The sequence below is a fragment of the Kitasatospora sp. NPDC034035 genome, assembly GCF_055575755.1.
Map to the genome: position 1 here is coordinate 1 of NZ_JBVISA010000052.1, position 17,073 is coordinate 17,073.

At 72.1% G+C, this 17,073-nt stretch carries 17 protein-coding genes; 9 read left to right on the forward strand and 8 right to left on the reverse strand.

The genetic code is table 11. The features are described 5' to 3' along the window. Window positions 1–790 precede the first annotated feature (790 nt). Complete coding sequence (locus ACZ52J_RS39935; protein ID WP_465626016.1) at window positions 791–1,741, forward strand: phosphotransferase family protein; 951 nt, start codon at window positions 791–793, stop codon at window positions 1,739–1,741. Here the strand turns inward: ACZ52J_RS39935 and ACZ52J_RS39940 are convergent. From ACZ52J_RS39940 to ACZ52J_RS39975, 8 genes are all read right to left on the reverse strand, one after another. After that, window positions 1,699–2,196: a hypothetical protein gene (locus tag ACZ52J_RS39940; RefSeq protein WP_465626018.1), complete on the reverse strand. Its 498-nt coding sequence runs from the start codon at window positions 2,194–2,196 to the stop codon at window positions 1,699–1,701. The genes ACZ52J_RS39935 and ACZ52J_RS39940 overlap by 43 nt on opposite strands. A 484-nt stretch (window positions 2,197–2,680) precedes the next feature. Further along, entirely contained in the window at window positions 2,681–3,070 is a 390-nt protein-coding gene (locus tag ACZ52J_RS39945) for a hypothetical protein (protein WP_465626020.1), read from the reverse strand. 1 nt (window position 3,071) lies between these two features. Then, entirely contained in the window at window positions 3,072–4,709 is a 1,638-nt protein-coding gene (locus ACZ52J_RS39950; protein WP_465626022.1) for a restriction endonuclease fold toxin-2 domain-containing protein, read from the reverse strand. An 878-nt stretch (window positions 4,710–5,587) separates the two neighbouring features. Then, window positions 5,588–5,737 (reverse strand): hypothetical protein, encoded by a 150-nt coding sequence (locus ACZ52J_RS39955; RefSeq protein ID WP_465626024.1) that lies wholly within the window; start codon window positions 5,735–5,737, stop codon window positions 5,588–5,590. 153 nt (window positions 5,738–5,890) lie between these two features. Beyond that, entirely contained in the window at window positions 5,891–6,739 is an 849-nt protein-coding gene (locus ACZ52J_RS39960; protein WP_465626026.1) for a helix-turn-helix domain-containing protein, read from the reverse strand. Between the two features lie 40 nt (window positions 6,740–6,779). Next, window positions 6,780–7,307, reverse strand: coding sequence for a DUF6879 family protein (locus ACZ52J_RS39965; RefSeq protein ID WP_465626027.1), 528 nt, complete (start codon window positions 7,305–7,307; stop codon window positions 6,780–6,782). Further along, window positions 7,261–7,542: a hypothetical protein gene (locus ACZ52J_RS39970; protein ID WP_465626028.1), complete on the reverse strand. Its 282-nt coding sequence runs from the start codon at window positions 7,540–7,542 to the stop codon at window positions 7,261–7,263. The genes ACZ52J_RS39965 and ACZ52J_RS39970 overlap by 47 nt, the downstream gene beginning before the upstream one ends. Window positions 7,543–7,669: 127 nt before the next feature. After that, window positions 7,670–8,173: a hypothetical protein gene (locus ACZ52J_RS39975; protein ID WP_465626030.1), complete on the reverse strand. Its 504-nt coding sequence runs from the start codon at window positions 8,171–8,173 to the stop codon at window positions 7,670–7,672. 81 nt (window positions 8,174–8,254) lie between these two features. On the opposite strand from ACZ52J_RS39975, the gene ACZ52J_RS39980 reads away from it, so the two are divergent. From ACZ52J_RS39980 to ACZ52J_RS40015, 8 genes are all read left to right on the forward strand, one after another. After that, entirely contained in the window at window positions 8,255–8,617 is a 363-nt protein-coding gene (locus tag ACZ52J_RS39980) for a hypothetical protein (RefSeq protein WP_465626032.1), read from the forward strand. Window positions 8,618–9,563: 946 nt separating this feature from the next. Next, window positions 9,564–11,303, forward strand: a complete 1,740-nt coding sequence (locus ACZ52J_RS39985) for a peptidoglycan-binding protein (protein WP_465626034.1) — start codon at window positions 9,564–9,566, stop codon at window positions 11,301–11,303. Window positions 11,304–11,322: 19 nt separating this feature from the next. Continuing rightward, on the forward strand, window positions 11,323–11,775 hold the full coding sequence (locus ACZ52J_RS39990; RefSeq protein WP_465626036.1) for a hypothetical protein: 453 nt from the start codon (window positions 11,323–11,325) through the stop codon (window positions 11,773–11,775). Window positions 11,776–11,950: 175 nt separating this feature from the next. Beyond that, window positions 11,951–13,810 (forward strand): phage tail sheath C-terminal domain-containing protein, encoded by a 1,860-nt coding sequence (locus ACZ52J_RS39995; protein ID WP_465626038.1) that lies wholly within the window; start codon window positions 11,951–11,953, stop codon window positions 13,808–13,810. 7 nt (window positions 13,811–13,817) lie between these two features. After that, complete coding sequence (locus tag ACZ52J_RS40000) at window positions 13,818–14,342, forward strand: phage tail protein (protein WP_465626040.1); 525 nt, start codon at window positions 13,818–13,820, stop codon at window positions 14,340–14,342. Window positions 14,343–14,353: 11 nt separating this feature from the next. After that, complete coding sequence (locus ACZ52J_RS40005; RefSeq protein ID WP_465626042.1) at window positions 14,354–15,085, forward strand: T4 family baseplate hub assembly chaperone; 732 nt, start codon at window positions 14,354–14,356, stop codon at window positions 15,083–15,085. Then, a complete protein-coding gene (locus ACZ52J_RS40010) occupies window positions 15,078–15,770 on the forward strand; it encodes a hypothetical protein (RefSeq protein WP_465626044.1) in 693 nt (230 codons plus the stop codon). The genes ACZ52J_RS40005 and ACZ52J_RS40010 overlap by 8 nt, the downstream gene beginning before the upstream one ends. Before the next feature lie 27 nt (window positions 15,771–15,797). After that, window positions 15,798–17,066, forward strand: a complete 1,269-nt coding sequence (locus ACZ52J_RS40015) for a Pvc16 family protein (protein WP_465626046.1) — start codon at window positions 15,798–15,800, stop codon at window positions 17,064–17,066. The last annotated feature ends 7 nt before the right edge of the window (window positions 17,067–17,073 follow it).

Sequence of the window (17,073 nt, forward strand, 5' to 3'; positions counted from 1 at the left end):
GTCCGCTGCCTAATCAGACGGGCTTGGACCCTCTACCGCTGGGATACCCGGCCTCGAAGCCCCCGCATCCGATGACCTACTGGCGGACGCCCTTAGCCACGCGCAGGAACGCGACGACCGGGCCCGGGACACCCTCGCCCGGGCCGACAGCCGGGTACGGACCGTCGAGGACGCCGTCGACTCCGCCCACGCCCAGGCGTCCCGGGCGCACGAGGCCACACGGGAGGCGGCCATACGGCTGCGGACCCTGAAGGACGACGACCGGGCCGGCTGACCCGCGATCGCGCGGGCGCTCGTGGTTTGGGTCGACGGGCCGCTGCGCAGGCGCCCGGTAGGGCGTCGCCGTGTCGCCTCCGAGCGGGGCTCAGCAGGGCGGCGACGCCCGCCGGCCCAACACCGCGTGCGGGCAAGCGGCTGCGCTCTGCGTCCTGATCGCACATCCCGTAGGTCGACCGGTTCGGGTCAGCGAGCAGCGGCCTGTACGGATCCCACCGCTCGCGGCCGCGGCAGCCCTGGACGTCGGTGCCCGTCCGGCTCCAGCACAGCCGAGCCTGCAGCCGGGCAGGGCCCCCGTCCAGCGTGCTGCCGGTGACGCCCCAGCCAGTGGCGACGGTGCGTACCACGGACCGGGCCGGGGCGATACAAGCCATGCGTTCACGCGGGTCGGTGGCGGTGGTGGTGACGGTCAGGGTTGACGGCGCCCGTGCGGGCCGTCGCCGGCCCAGAATTCGCGGCGATCACGGCGGTGCGCGCGGTACGGTCGGCCCACCCGTCGACCCCGGAGGCCGTCATGGTGTCCACTCCGCCTGCCGGCCGTCCCGGTTGGGACGATCTGCCGCCCGCTGTCCGTACGGCTGTCGAGGAGCGTTCACGGGCCCGGGTGATGCGCGTGGACTACCCGTCGGGCGGGTTCACCCCGGGCATCGCCGCGCGCCTGCGGCTCGCCGACGGCACCCAGGTGTTCATCAAGGGCGTTCCGACAGCGGACAGGGCCGCGACGATGTACCGGGCGGAGGCCGCCGTCGGAGCACACCTTCCCTCTAGGGTCGCCCCTGCGCTGTTGTGGACGGTGGAAACCGGGGGCTGGCTGGTCCTCGGGTTCGAGGATGTCGACGGCACGAATCCCGATCTCGCGCCCGGATCGTCGCAGCTCGGCGCGGTGCTCGCCGCGGTGGCGGAGCTCGGTGAGCTGCTGACCCCGTGTCCGGCCGAGGAGGCCGGGACGTTCTCCGTACTCGCCGACACCTTGGCTGGCCACTGGGAGCGCCTGGTCCGCGACGGCATGGACGGCTGGGACCTGGAGCACGCCGCCGAGCTTGCCGAGCTCGACGATCCGGCCGCGCTGGGCCAGGCGACCGAAGGCGACACCCTGCTGCACTGCGACCTGCGCGCGGACAACATGCTGCTCGCGCGCGGTCGGGTGAGGGTGATCGACTGGTCGTGGTTCGCGCGCGGCGCCACCTGGGTCGACGCCGCGTTCCTGCTGCCGCAGCTGGTCCTGGCCGGTCACACTGCCGCCGGTGCCGAGCGGCTGCTCGCCGAGGCGGTGCCGGCCTGGCGGGAGGCCCCGGCGGAGGGGGTGACGGCGTTCGCGGTCGCCATCACCGGGTTCTGGGCGTGGCAGCAGCGCACCGGGCCCGGCGGCGCGCTCGGCGCCTACCGGGCCCGGGCCGCCGCCGCGGGTCGCGAGTGGATCGCTCACCGCGCGGGCTGGAACTCCCCCGCCGCGGTGGCCCTGTAGGAGCCGCGGGCGGCCAGGTCGGCGAAGCCCCGGGCCAGGACCGCATACAGGTGCGCGGGGTGCAGGTAGCCGAGGTAGTCCTTGCCGGTCCGGCCGTCCGGGGCGTGCAGCAGGGCCTCGGCGGCCTGGCCAACCGTCACCTTCCGCGCGCCGTGGAGGGTGCGGGCGAGGCGGGCGGCGGTGCACTCCGCCCGGGCGGTGTGCCGCCGGAAGGCGACCGCGTTCCCGGCGAGGAAGACGTTCGGCGTGGTGAGCGCGTTGAACACCAGCCGGAGCCGGAACGAGTCGGTGGTCAGGAACGCGGCCTCGCGGACGGTGGCCGGTGCACCCTCACCGGGGGTGAAGCCTTCGCCGTCGGCGGCCTGCTCGGCCTGGTGGAGCGTGGTGTACAGCTTCGTCTCGTAGGGGACCTCCTCGTCGAGGTCGAGCCCGTGCCGCCGGTGGAGCAGCTTCACCTGCTCCACCAGGCCGGCCAGACGTCGTGTGGGGGACGTACACCGTGTCGATGCCCACCCGCCATAGCTGGGCGGCGTCTCCGGTGGGCGGCCCCTCGGCCGTGGTGGTCGTCATGAAGGCCTCCTCGCTGCTCGACTGCCCTGCCTACCACAACCGGCCCGGCCGGGGCAGGCAGTCCGCCGGAGGCGACGGCGCGGGCCGGGCCCCGGAATGCTGGGGCGGTGACAGAACATCAGCGGCGCCCGCTGTGGACCGGTCCCCGGGACAGCGCGGACGAACAGCAGACAGCCCGGCAGCGACGCGGGACGGGCGCGGTGGGACGGCCGTCCCGGCGGCCCCGGAGGCCGTTTCCGGCCCGGCGCAGGGGCGCTGGCGGCTGGGCCCGACGCCGACGAAGGCCCTGGGCATGACGCCTGGCTGACGGCAGGACAGGCCCGCCGTCGTGCGGGCGTGTGTCGTACGGATGGACCTCGAATATGCCGGCTACTCGACGTCGAAGAGCGACTGGAGGATCTCGCGAAGGTCTGAGGCGTCAGCGCCCGGCGGGATGGTTCGCAGGCTGTCAGGATTCGATTCGATCATGGCCACCGTTCTTGCGTCAGCGGGCAGGAGGCCGAGGAACCAGGCTGCCGTATCTGCCCAGATGTCCGCGTCACCATCCCGCAACACCAAGTGGCCGCGCTCGAAGTACGCCCCGTGCCGGCTCTCGCCGTCGAGCTCGACATAGAAAGAGACGTAGTTCTTGCCGGTGGACGGCGAGTGCTCCTGCCCGGCCTGCAGGTCCGGGAAGCGGGCACGAAGGTGGTCTTCGGCGTCCAGCGGCGACAGAGCCCAGGCAGTCCCCGGCGCGGCGCCGAGGTGGATGGTGTCCAAATCAGCCTTCTTGGGTTGGAGGCGGCGGGGGCATCGTAACGACACGTACGTTGCTCTTCACGTGGTTCTTGGCGGCCAGGTACTGCCAGTAGCCGACCGTCGCGTCGTCAGGGGTATCGATCTCCAGATACTGGGCGTGATTGGCCGGGTTGTCGATGGCGAGCTTGTAACGCCTGATCTCGTCGTCGTCCCCCTCCAGCATCCACCCGGTACGGAAGTCGTCCTCCTGGATGCCCTTCAGTGACCGCGGGCTGCAACCCTTTTTGCGGACGTTCTTGGCATCGATGAACGCGCCGTCGGCCGGCCGGAAGCCGTCCGCCCAGACACTCTCGGTCCCGTCAGCGCTCTTGGCGTTTCGCTCAGGCTTGCCCGCTGCGTACACCTGGTATGCCCGGTCCTCCGCCGTGCCGTAGTTCGGCGGACGTTCGGGCAGCCCCTCAATCCATGTCTTCGCCGCCATCTGCTGCGCCGCGTCGTACAGCGGGTATGCCGGCGGCTTGGGTGGGGGAACCGGACCCACCAGGGGGTTGGCGAACGGGCTCTGCCCAGCTGCGCCAGGCGCCCCGCCCGGCTGCTGCCCGGCTGGGTCGGGCGCAGTCGCCGCACTCGCCGAATCAACACCCGCCACCGCGGTCGCCGCCGCGGCCGTCCCGGCGAGCACGACCAGACGTGAGGCCAGAGACGACACGATCGCTTCAGCCTCCGCCACGGCTGTCGCTGCGGCCAGCTCCGCCTCCGCAGCGGCGAGTGCCTCGGCCGCGAGCGCGGCGTCCGCCGCCAGGGCCGCGTCCGCGGCAGCGGCGGCTGCGTCCGACCCGCCGAAGGTGAAGAAAGTGAAGATCAGTCCGGCCGCGGTGATGACGCCCGCGGCGACCCCGAGCTCGATCAGCTTGTCCTGGCAGGCCTCGATCGCCTGCGCGTACTGCTCGCAGATCGCCTGCAGCTCCCGGCACGCCGCCGAGATGTTCACCATCAGCGGCTGTGAGGCCGACACCGCCGTACCTCCCGGCGGGCACGCGTCGTACACCGTGGCGGCGTACGACTTGAAGCCCTCGAACGCCGCCCCGGTGCACTTCGCCATCACACCCGCGGCATGCTGGCCGGCGTTGCGCTGGGCCGTATCGATCACCGACGCGCACTCCGCCCACACCTGGGCCGCGCTGCGCAGGCGCTTCGGGTCTCCCTGGGGGCAGAACTTTCCGATCACTGGGATCTCGTGGACTTCTTTCGAGCCGGTGACCATCGGCAGAGTGGTGTGCGCCTCGCTCTCGTCGCACTGCTGGGCGCCCTTGGCCAGCGGCGACGATGTGTTGATCTTCCCGGTGAATGCTGCGGCCACCGAATCCAGGACCGCCAGGTAGTTGGCGGCCATCGTCAGCAGTCGGCTGGAGATCGTTGCCATGCCCTGCCCGGCAGTCCCGATGGCCTTGACCACGCTTTTGGCCGCCGGCTCGTACTTCTGGGCGAAGCTGTGGGCGATGGTGTCGTCGCCGGCCATCCCCGCCGATGACACCAGATCGCCCGCCACCCCGGAAGCGATGTTGTAGACGAAGTCCTTCGATCCGAGAAAGCTCAGTGATGCCCGGAACACCACGTCCGGATCGACCGAGAACTCTCCCCCTGATGCTGTGTCTGCCACCTCTACCTCCCCCGACCCTCAGCCTATCCACGTGGAGGGGTAGATGATCCTCAGCCTCATGTACTTGGGCATGGAATCAGGGGCATGTCCTCGCCGGTCCGCGTCATCGCGAGCAGGAGCCGCTGGGGCTCGCGGCATTGTCGACCAGCTCGCTGACGATGAGTTCACCGGGCTCGACCAAGTCGTCCAGCCCCCACCCGGAAGGGTGGCGCGCAGCAGGCGGCGGGCCGCGCCAGCGGACTGCGGTTCGTAGGGCAGCAGCGCTCGCGCGTGGTCGGCAGCCTCGGGGCGCGGCAGGGTCTCCACGGCGGCGGTCACCGGGCACCTCGTCCCCTCCGGTCAGCTTGTCCGCGTCGCCGCGGTACCGGTCCCCCCAGACCCCACTTGTCGACGCCGCTGGTGGTGCTGGCCGCGCACGCGGACGCCTACAGCCCCGACCTGGTGCGGCTGGGCCCACCTCGACCTCAAGCCCGAGAACCTGCGCCGGCGCCCGGAAGGCGAGGTGGTGCTGCTCGACGTGGAGAGCGTGCGCCCGGAGGTGACCGGGCTGATCGACTTGGTCACCCTGCCCGCCGTCCTACGGCAGGCAGGCCACGAGCTCGGCCGCGCGCCGCGCCGGGCGTCGACCACTCGATGGGCGAGCTCATGCCGCGCTGGCCGAGGAGGCCGTCAACCTGAGTGAGCACGGTCTCCTCCATGGATGTGGCACTCGCAGATCGGCCAGGTGGCTGACGGATGGTGGGCGTCGGGGCTCACGTCGTCGGGGTCGAGGGTGACCTGGCCGGTGTCGTGGGACCGGGTACCGTCAGGGCCGAGGCGGTAGGTGCGGATGGTCAGGCCCCGCCGGCGCTTCTCCGGAGGGACGAAGTCGGCGCTGTTCACCGCGCGGCCCGGCTGCGCAGCTCGCGGAACAGCCAGGCTCGGCGGTAGGCGACGCTGTGGTTGGCGATGTGGACCACCGTCCTGCCGTCGACCGTCACCACCAGGTCGCCGCCGGGGTGTCTCAGATGCGGTCTGCTCGCGGGCATGGCGGTACTCCAGCGCGTGCGGGGGGATTGGGCGCCGCCCGGGGCGTCCACGGTGCCGACGGGGTTCGGTCGGTTCCCCGCGCTGGGCGGCATCAACGACGGTAAGAAGTAACGGGGCTGGCCCTCAATCAGGTTGTGCCATCTTGCGCCTCTTCACCCGAGAGCGGTGATGGCGGCGGTGATCAGCTGACGGGCTCGCGCCCCGCGGACCGCGGTGGACGCCAGGCCGTTGAAGGTACGCGCGTAGTCGGCGATCTCGCGAGGCTGGGTGATCCGCAGATAGCCGGAGGTCAGCTCGACCGCCACCTCGGCCTCGTCGAACATGTAAAAGTCCTCGACCGGCAGGTGCGGCCGCCCGGGTCCTGTGGGGATGATGCCGACGCTGACGAACGGGCTGGCCGAGGCCGCGAGCAGGTGCCCGAGCTGGCCCGCCATCGTCTCCGGGTCGCACACCGCCGCGCGCAGCACCCACTCCTCGATGAGCAGGCCGAAGCGGTGCCGGCCGGAGAACAGCATCCGCTGGCGTTCCAGCCGGGCCTCCACGGCGTCGGTGACGTCGTCGACCTCGACGCGGGCGCGCTGGATCGAGCGCAGGACGGCGGTGGTGTACTCGGGGGTCTGCACCATGCCGGGCATGACGCGGCTGGCGTAGACGCGGAAGTGGTGGGTGCGGCGGTAGAGGGCGGCGACGGACTCCTGGGCGGCGCGCAGCCCGGTGCGCTCCATGCGGCGCCACTCGGTGTACATCGAGTCGACCGCGCGGGCGGCGGCGATCAGGTCCGGGGCCTGGTCGCCGACGGCGCAGGCGGTGCACCAGGCGCGCAGGTCGTCCTCGGAGGGGGCGGACTTGCCGCTCTGGATCCGGGAGGTCTTCGCCGGGTGCCACCCGCAGCGGGCCGACAGCTCGGCGCCGGTCAGGCCTGCGTCCTTGCGCAGGCCGACCAGGCGGCCGGCGAGCGCCTTGCGGGCCTCGATGACGCTGGACGACGGGGACGACGACATGGTGCTGGCTGCCCGGCGGGGTGGTGATGGACGGTGTCGGTCAGACGGTGTACCGGGCGTGCGGGACGGCCCGTTCCCACACCGCTTCGAAGGCGCCCGTCACCATCTTCACCACCGCGGGGTCCTCGGTGACCTCGTGGCCGGCCCACTCGCCGTCACCGGTGAACCAGTGGAAAAGCACCAGGCGCTCGTCCACCAGCCACAGGTCGTTACCCGGCAGCGCAAGGTCCGAGGCCTTCGACCGGGGCAGCCAACGGACCTGCTCGCCCAGCGCGACGTTGTGCCGCTCGGTGATCGCGTGCTCCCACCGGATGTAGGCGGTCACCGGCTCCGAGACGATCCGGGCCCGGCGCATCACCACCCCGCGGCCGACCGTCTCCCGCACCAAGGCCGCCCACTGCGTGTACTCCTCGGGCAGGTCGTACGCCTCGGGCCGCTCGACCGGCAGGCCGGCGCGCCAGTCGGCGAACACCGGGTCGTCCATGTAGGAGTCGCGCATCTCCAGGTGGCACGCGGAACGCTCAGCACTCCTCAGCAGGGCGCCAAAGTCCGGCACGCTCGGCTTCATCGCACACCTTTCGCAGGAACGGGATCATCCGGACCGGGATCCGGACGACGCCCTCGTGGTCCGGGACGCCGGTGGCGTGGCCCTCCACCCACTCGGTCTCGCTGATCACGCGGTACATCTCCATCTCGGGCAGCCAGCCCTGAATGACGATCTCCGCCTTCTCGTCCTCCAACCACACGGTCGGAGAACCACCGTTGGGCGTGTCCGGATCGATGCCCCTGAACCGTAGTGCCATGACCGCTCCTCCTGCCAAGCCCGTTGCGGATCCTTGCGCCTTCACCGTTCCCCTCCACTGACAGCCCGTCAAGGGCGCGCGGAAGCAGGAGACCCGGGCGGGCCCACGGGACCATCTGTGGATCCGGCTACGAGTCGGCCAGATCGGTTTCCTCGTCTTCGCTCTCCTCCACGGACAGCACATCCTCCCAGTGCCGGAGGATGCCCTGGGCCACAAGCAGGGCTGGCACGACGTACGACTCATTCAGAGCCCCCCCGTCCAACAGGTGAGCGACCCTGTGACGGTTGTAGTGGCTGGGAGCCTCGTCGCTCGGGGCGAACACGTACTGCATGCCCGCGATGATCAGCCACTCGATGAACTGCCAGCTGCGGAAGGTCTTGGGCGTGGGCTTCGCGGCCTGCCATGTCGACAGCAGGACCAGTCCAGGACCGCGCCTCCCCTTGTTCGGCGGCATCGAGCTTGCATAGTTACTCTCGAGGCGCTCGGCATACTTGCGGACGATTTGATCGAGTATGGCGGAGACCAGCGTCAGCGCCGCCTCGCCGTGGCCACCTTGAGCTGCCGACAACGCTTCAGCGCCCTGTGCGCCGCCGTCGCCGTAGCCGCTCTCCTGGGCGGTACCCCCGCCCACGCCCAGGGCGACGGAGGACTGCTCGGCCTCGGCCTGCTCAACACGCCTTCCATCACCCTCGCGTGCTTCCCCTCGGGACAGGTGGGCCAGGGCAACACCTCGACCGGCACCCAGAACGTCGGCTGCAGTCAGTCCGCTTCCGCCACAGGCACCACGCCGTCCGGCAACGACGGCCTGACCGGCCGCCAGGTCGTGAACTCGAATGCCACCGGCGGGCCTGGAGAACTCGTCGAGGCAGCCGTGAGGTGCCCGGCGGGGACGGTGGTCACGGGCGGTGGCTTTTCCACGGAGCCCGACTCCTCCTGGGACATCAAGGCTTCCAGTGTCGTGGAATTTCCCGTGACCCCGGGGAGCGGCGACGGCGGGTGGTCAGCGATCGCCAGGAACACCGGCACCGGAAACCAGACGCTCTACGTCTACGCGGTCTGCTTCCTGGGGGCCTGACCCACAGGCGGCACCGCCGCCAGGCGGCCGTCAAACCCCCGGCCCGGACGCCGGTCCAGGACGTCCTGAAGCCCACGGCGACCTGCGACTGCCCGCACCTGGGCCGCGCGGCCTTCCCGTTCTTCCAGCGAAGCAGTGGCAACGACGGGTACGCGGTCGCGTCGACAGCGTGGGAGGCAGCGGCCAGCTGGTCGTAGCGGTAGTCCGCTACGACCAGGTCGGCCAGTCTGTGAGCGACGACGCTCGCCACTCGTACGGTCTCTCCGCGGCGCGCTCCTTCAAACGGAGCGCGCCCGCATCCAGAGGTAGGCGCCTGACTACGCGCTCTGGGGAGGCTACTGCGCCACCATCGGGCAGTCGCTGCGCCGCCACTACGGCTTCTCCGACGAGGCCTGCGCGTTCTTCGACTTCTTCGCCCAGCCCGCGACCGAGCTGGAGCAGCAGGCCGCCGACGCGCTCGGACCGGACCCGCTGGACGAGCCGACCCTGGCCGCCGCGCGCGAGTACGGGCTGCTGCTCCAGTCCTACGAGCACCTGTTCTGGGACACCCTGGGCGCGCTCGACGCCTGACCGACGACGAACCCCGGTCGGGACCGGCCGGGTCGTCCAGCCACGGGGTGCGGACTTCACAGATGACGGTGAGGCCGCAGCGGTCGAGGCCGGGGCGCCGCCCCGGCGGGCCGGACCATGGCCCCCTGGCCACCGGACAGGACCCCGAACACCCTCGCCGCGGCGTGTCGTCCGGTGGATGTGCCAGTGGCACAGGCCTACGGCACAGGCCGCCGCAGGAGGCACGCAGAACCAACAGAACACCTTCAAATCACGGGAGTTGACGTTAAGTCAGTTGTACTGTGGAGTGAACATGGCGCCCTGGCCGGCGTCGGGGGCCCCGGGGGCTGGGGCCGGTCGGCCGTGGCTGCCATCGGCGCAAAGGGGGAGCATCCTGATGGCATACGCGAAGGGTTATGACGTCTCCGACTTCCAGTCGGGCATTCCGGGGGACGCGGAGTTCGTCTTCATCAAGGCCACCGAAGGCGGCCACACCGGCCAGTCGGGGTACGCCGACAAGCTCGCGGACGCCCGGGGGCGCGGGCTGGTGGTCGGGCACTACCACTTCCTGCACGCGGAGAACCCGGTCGAGGGTGAGGTGGAGCACTTCTGCCGGGTCGTGGGGCAGGTGCCCGCGGGCGAGCTGCTGGTGCTGGACTTCGAGCCGTACGGACAGTCGGTCGGCGACGGCGACGCGACCGAGGCGAAGAACCGGTGGCTGGCGGCGGTCAAGCAGCGTTACCCGGACCGCCTGGTCGGGCTCTACACCAACCGGGACTACTGGTTCCGGACGGACGACAACGCCGGTGACTTCCTGTGGATAGCGGACTACGTGTCCGCGGGTTCGCCGCGCATCCAGGCGTCCTGGCGCTTCCACCAGTACAGCGACGACCCGCTCGACGCGGACGTGTTCAACGGCTCGCTGGACGAACTGCGGGCGTGGGCCGGCGCCGGCCGGGCCCCGGACCCCGAGCCACCCGCGCCGACCCCGGAGCCGCAGTCGCCCGGCTGGCCGGGGCTGCGGCTGGTGGACCGGGACCAGTGGGGCGCGCGACCCTGGCGCGAGCCCAATGGTTCGATCCCGTACGCCGGTCCGCGCGCCGGAGTGAAGGTGCACTACCTCGGCACGGCGTACACCTTCGACAGCCACGACACCTGCCCGGCCTACGTGCGGCGCCTCCAGGCCTCGCACATGGACGACGACGGCTGGTCGGACATCGGCTACAGCTTCGTGGTCTGCGAGCACGGCCACGTGTTCGAGGGCCGCGGGCTGAACCGGCGCAACAGCGCCAACGGCGACGTCCCGCTCAACGAGGCGCACTACGCGGTGTGCGGGCTGGTCGGCTCCTCCGGCTCGACCGTGCCCACCCCGGAACAGCTCAACGGGCTGCGGGACGCGATCGAGTACTGCGAGCAGCAGGGCCCGGCGGGCCCGGAGATCAAGGGGCACCAGGACGGCTACTCCACCGACTGCCCCGGCCCGGCGCTGTACGCCTGGGTGACGTCGGGTGCGCCGCGCCCCTCCGGCACGGTGGTCACCCCGCCGCAACAGCCCGCGCCCCAGCCGGACCCGGTACCGGACCCGACCCCGGCCCGGTACCGGAAGGACGTCGGCGGCCTGTCGTACGGCTACGGCGCGCACGGTCCGCAGGTCACCGTCGTCGGCGAGGCGCTGGTGGCGGCGGGCTTCGGCTCGCACTACGGCCAGGGCCCGGGACCGGACTGGACCGACGCCGACACCCTCAACTACGCCGACTACCAGCGCAGTCTGGGCTACTCCGGCGGGGACGCGGACGGCGTGCCCGGCGAGTCCTCGCTGCGCCGGCTGCTCGGCGGGCCGATCCTGCTGGCCGAGGTGTCGAAGTCGCGGGTGGTCGCGGCGGCCCGCCAGGACCCGGACGCGCCCCAGGGCGCCACCACGCACGCCGACGACGTGTACACGGTGGAGCGGGCCCTCGTCACCGAGGAGCTGCTCGACCGGAAGTGGGCCGACGGCTCGTTCGGCACCCAGACCATCGCCGCCTACTCCGCGCTGCAGCGCCGGTACGGGTACAGCGGGCAGCAGGCGGACGGCATACCCGGCATCAACTCGCTGACCCGGCTCGGCCAGGCGCACGGCTTCACCGTCGTCGGCTGACGTCGGCCGAGGAGGACAGATGTACCAACTCGCCCTGTCCCTGTGGCGCACGTGCGTGCCCTACATCGTCGCGTTCCTCCTGGTGCAGGCCGCACGGCTCGGCATCCACCTGGACAACGCCTCCGTCACCTCCGCCCTGGTCACCGGCTTCGGCACGGTCTACTACGCCGCGTTCCGGTTCCTGGAGCACCGGTTCGGCGCGAGCTGGGGCTGGTTCCTGGGGGCCGCACGGCCGCCGTCCTACCAGCCGCCGGCCCCCGCGCCCACGCCCACGCCCACGCCGGCCGCACCTGCACCTACGCCCGCCGCACCCACGCCCGCGCCGGCCACACCTGCACCCACGCCTACGCCCGCGCCGGAGCCGTCTCCGGAGCCCGCGCCGGCACCCGCACCCGCACCCGCACCCGCAGCCACGCCGCCGGACCCCACGCCGGCCCGACCCGACTACCGGAACCTGCCCGAAGGCGGCTGACGGGCACCGGCACAGGGGGGTTGCGGAATACCCAATTCCGCAACCCCCGAAAAGGCCCAGTAATACAACAAGCATTTCCCGTTCAGGTCTTGACGAATTGTCACCTGAACCCGAAACTGACCCTGCCACCAATGCATCCGGACCCCATTTACCGGCCTCTTGATGCACGAAGTGAATGGAGGGGGAATTGCCGACGACACCGACCTACCCGGGCGTCTACATCGAAGAGCTTCCCAGCGGCGTCCGTACCATCACCGCGGTGAGCACCTCGGTGACCGCCTTCGTCGGGGCCACCCGGCGCGGCCCGCTCAACCAGCCGGTCACCATCACCAGTTTCGCGGACTTCGAACGCCGCTTCGGCGGACTCGCGAGTCAGAGCCCGGTCAGCTACGCCGTCCAGCAGTTCTTCCTCAACGGGGGCTCGGTCGGGATCGTGGTCCGGGTCGCGGCGGCCGGCACCGGCGCCGCCGCGGGCGTCACGCTCAACTCGACGCAGACCTCCACCGCCACCCCGGCCCTGGAGGTCACGGCCGTCGAGCCGGGGCTCTGGGGCGGGGGGCTGCGGGTCGCCGTGGACTACCGGACGCCGACCCCGGACGAGACCTTCAACCTCCAGGTCTTCGACACCTCCGGCGCCGTCCGGGAGTCCTTCGCGGACCTGTCGGTCCGGGCCGCCAGCCCCCGGTTCGCCGAGACGGTGGTGAACAGCGGCTCGGGTGTCGTCCGGGTCAAGGTGCTGGCGGAGAGCCGACCGGACCCGGTGGGCACCGTCTCCAAGCCCTTCGCGGCCGCCCTGCCGGACCTCACCCACGAGATCCAGGTGAAGATCGCCGACGTCTCGCGGACCGTCAAGATCTACGACCCCGCCGCGGACGGCACCGCGCCCACCACCGTCCCCGAACTCGCCCTGCTGCTGGAGCGCAAGCTGCGGGCCCTGCCCGACGCCCCGGGCAAGCGGGCCTTCGCGGGCACCCGGGTGAGCGTGTTCGGGCGGCAGCTCCAGGTCGTCGCCGGCTCCACCGACCCGGCCGACGTGGTGCGCTTCCTCGGTGAGGCCGCCAACAACCTCGGGCTGGAGGGCTCGGTCAACCCGCCGGTCCTCGCCCTCGCCGGCGGCCAGGACGGCGGAGCCCCCGGCATGACGGACCTGATCGGCAGCGAGGCCGGCAAGACCGGCATCCAGGCCCTGCGCGACGTGCCGGACGTCAACCTGCTGGTGCTGCCGGAACTGGCCGGCTACGCCAGCGTGGACGACGCCGTCACGGTCGTCTCGGCCGCCCAGGCACTCTGCGCGGAGCAGCGGATGTTCCTGATCGTCGACTCGCCGCAGGCGTGGACGACACTGGACGCCGCCCGGGCGGGCCTGTCCGCCTTCGACTCGGTGCGCAACGACCACGCCGCGCTGTACTTCCCGCACCTGGAGCTGGTCGACCCGCTCACCGGCCGGCTGCGCAGCTTCCCGCCGTCGGGCACCATCGCCGGCGTGATGGCGCGCACCGACGGCCAGCGGGGGGTGTGGAAGGCCCCCGCCGGCACCGAGGCCGGGCTGCCCGGGGTGCGCGCGCTGACCGTCCCGCTGACGGACCGGGAGAACGGCCTGCTGAACCCGCTCGCGGTGAACTGCCTGCGGACGTTCCCGGTGGTGGGCCCGGTGGCGTGGGGCGCGCGGACCATGGCGGGCGCCGACGCGCTCAGCTCGCAGTGGAAGTACGTCCCGGTGCGGCGGCTGGCGCTGATGCTGGAGGAGAGCCTCTACCGCGGTACCAAATGGGTCGTGTTCGAGCCCAACGACGAGCGGCTGTGGGCGCAGATCCGGCTGAACGTGGGCGCGTTCCTGCACTCGCTGTTCCAGCAGGGCGCGTTCCAGGGCACGTCGGCGCGCTCGGCCTATTTCGTCAAGTGCGACAAGGACACCACCACGCAGGACGACATCAATCGCGGTGTGGTGAACGTCGTGGTCGGGTTCGCGCCCCTCAAGCCCGCGGAATTCGTGATCGTCAAGATCGAGCAGCTCGCCGGACAATTCGAGGTTTAGGATCTCCATGGTCGAGTTCACCGTCAATCCGCACCGGTTCGATCCGTACAAGAACTTCAAGTTCCTGGTCGTCTGGGACGGCCGGGTCGTCGCCGGAGTCAGCAAGATCAGCCCGCTCAAGCGCACCACCGAGGTGGTGAAGCACCGCAGCGGGGGCGATCCGAGCGCGCCGCGCAAGTCGCCGGGGCGCACCGACTTCGAGGCGGTCACCCTGGAGCGCGGGGTCACCCACGACCCGGAGTTCGACCGCTGGGCCAACAAGGTCTGGATGGTCGGCGCGGGCCGCGGGGCGGAGGTCTCGTTGCGGGACTTCCGCAAGGACCTGGTGATCCAGGTGCTCAACGAGTCCGGTCAGGTGGCGGTCGCCCACAAGCTGTACCGCGCCTGGCCGAGTGAGTACCAGGTGCTCGGCGAACTGGACTCCAACGCCAACGCGGTGGCGATCCAGAGCCTCAAGCTGGAGGTGGAGGGCTGGGAGCGGGACGAGGAGACGCCCGAGCCGGAAGAGCCGTCGTTCCAGCAGCCGGCCTGAGCGGCCGACCGATGGAACTCGCCGGGGAGGCCGCCCTGTTGGCCGCCTGGGAGGCCGGGCTGGCGGCCGGCCGCACCGGGCGGGCCCTGCTACTGCACACCGTCGCCCGTCCGGGCGCCGGGACGGAGGAGCTGCTGGCCTTGCCGCTCGGCCGACGGGACGCCGAACTGTTCGTCCTGCGCGCCGAGTTGTTCGGCGAACGGCTCAACATGCGGGTCGGCTGCCCGAGTTGCGCGGAGGAGATGGAGTTCGCCTTCGACGCCGGGCAGCTGGTCGGTGCCGCGCGGCCGGCGGACGGCCCGCTGCGGGTGGAGCTGGACGGCTGGCAGGTCGGCTTCCGGCTGCCCACCCCCGGCGACCTGGCCGCCGCCGAACAGGCCCCCGCAGGCCAGGCCAGGGCCGTCGTGCTGGAGCGTTGCGTGCTGACCGCCGAGCACGGCGGGGAGCCGGTCCCCGCCCGGCAGCTCCCCGAACCGGTCCAGCGGCGCGTGGCCGAGGCCGCCGCCGCAGCCGACCCCTGCGCGGACGTCCGGCTGAACCTCAGCTGCCCCGAGTGCGGCGAACAGGCCCTCGCCGAACTGGACATCGCCTCCTACCTCTGGGAGGAGCTGGACGACTGGGCCCGGTCGACCCTGCTCGACGTCCACCTCCTGGCCACCGCCTACGGCTGGAGCGAGGCGGAGATCCTGGCGCTCAGCCCGCTGCGGCGCCGCTACTACCTGGAGCTGTGTGCAGATGCCTGACCACTTCGACCGCCTGGTGACGAAGGGCGGCCCGGACGGGTTCCGGGCCGGGGTACGGGTGCGCCCGCGCCTGCCGGGGCCGTTCGAACGACTCGACGCGCTCGCTCCGGCGCTGCCGGCCGTGGACGGGGAGTCGTTCGGGCCGGGCCGCTCGGTCGGGCTACCCGCTCCCATACCACTCCTCCGGCCGCCGGCACCGCCCGCGACGCCCGTCGAGAGGGCGCTGCGGGCGGTGGTCGGCGAGGACCGGCCGGCTGTCGCACCCGTCCTTCCGCTGCCGCGCACGCCGCTGCTGATCGCGCCGCCGGTCACGCCCGTTGCCGCACCGGCCGTCGAGCCGACGGTGCGGGGGGAGACCGCCCGCCCGGCGGCCGTACCGACGCCCGTCACCGCACCGCACCGGGCGGCTGCCCCCGAGCTGCCGACCGCGGCACCGCCCGCACCGGTCCGACCGGCCACCGCGCCGGCGTCCGTACGGCGGGCCGCCGTGGCGGCTGCCCCGGGCCAGGCGCACGGGACCGGGACCCGCCGCCAGCAGCGGCCGGTCGAGCGGGTGGTACGGGTCCGGATCGGGCGGGTCGAGGTCAAGGCCGCCCAGCCCACCCCGGCCGGACCGCGCAAGCCCGCGGCCGCCCGCCCCTCGCCCGCCCTGAACCTGGACACGTACCTCAACCGGGAGCGCTGATGACCGATCGAGTCAGGTGGTGGGCCCATGAGTAACCACCTCGCGATCGCCACCGTGAGCGAGGCGCTGCGGCTGCTCATCACCCGAGCGCTCTCGCCCGACATCCCGTTCGCGGTCGAGGTCAGCGCCCGCAAGCCGCCGACCGAGCCGCCCACCGACCCGACCATCACCGTCTTCCTCTACCAGGTCACGCCCAACGCCTCGCTGCGCAACCGCGACGCGCCCACCCGCGCGACCGACGGCACCGTGCTGACCCGGCCGGCCGCCGCCCTGGACCTGCACTACCTGATCAGCTGCTACGGCGAGGAGACCCAGCTGGTCGGCCAGCGGCTGCTCGGCTGCGTGGTCCGGGCGCTGACCGAACAGCCGCTGCTGTCCCGGCAGTTGGTCGAGGAGGCGGCCACCCAGCCGTACCTGGTGGGGACGGACCTGGCCGCCTCGCCGCAGCGGGTGCGCTTCACGCCCACGCCGATGGACGTGGACGAGATGTCCAAGCTGTGGATGACGCTGTTCCAGACGCCGTACGCGCTGTCCGTCGCCTACCAGGCCACCGCCGTCTTCGTGGAGGGCAAGGCCGATCCGGTGGCCGGCAAGCCGGTGCTGCGCCGTTCCGTTCGGGCCGTGCCCTCCCGCGGACCGGTCGTCGAGCGGGTGCTCTCCCGGCCCGCCGGGTCCCAGGGCGCCCCCGCGGAAGGGCCGGTGACCAAGGACCGGGAGCTGGTGGTGGACGGCTCCGGCCTGCGCGCGGACCTGGTGGTGGCCCGGCTCGGCGAGCGCCGGGTGCCGGTCGACCCGGGCGGTGTCCGGGACGACCGTCTGGTGGTCGCCGTACCGGAGGACCTGCCGCCCGGTGTGTTCCGGGTGCAGGTGCTGCACGGGCTGGCACTGGACGGCCGACCGGCCGCCGAGCACCTCGCCGTGGAGTCCAACGTGCAGACCTTCGCCCGGCAGCCGCGGATCGTCGCGCCGATCGGCACCGCGGACCGCAGCGACGTACCGGCCGGGGTCTCGGCCCGGCTGGATGTCCGGCTGGACCTGCCGCTCCGGGACGACCAGCAAGTCCTGCTGCTACTGGACGAGTTGCGCCCGCCCGCCGGGCGGCCCGGGGCGAGCCACCAGTTCCGCGCACCCGCGCCGCCACTGCCGCGCACCGACCCGTTCGAGGTCCGGGTGCCGGTCGTCGGCGTCCGCCCGACGGCGTACCTGGCCCGGATCCAGGTGGACGGCGTGCCGAGCGAGTTGACGGTGTCCGGCGACGGGGCCTTCACCGGCCCGGTCGTGGACCTGACGCACTGACCGCAGG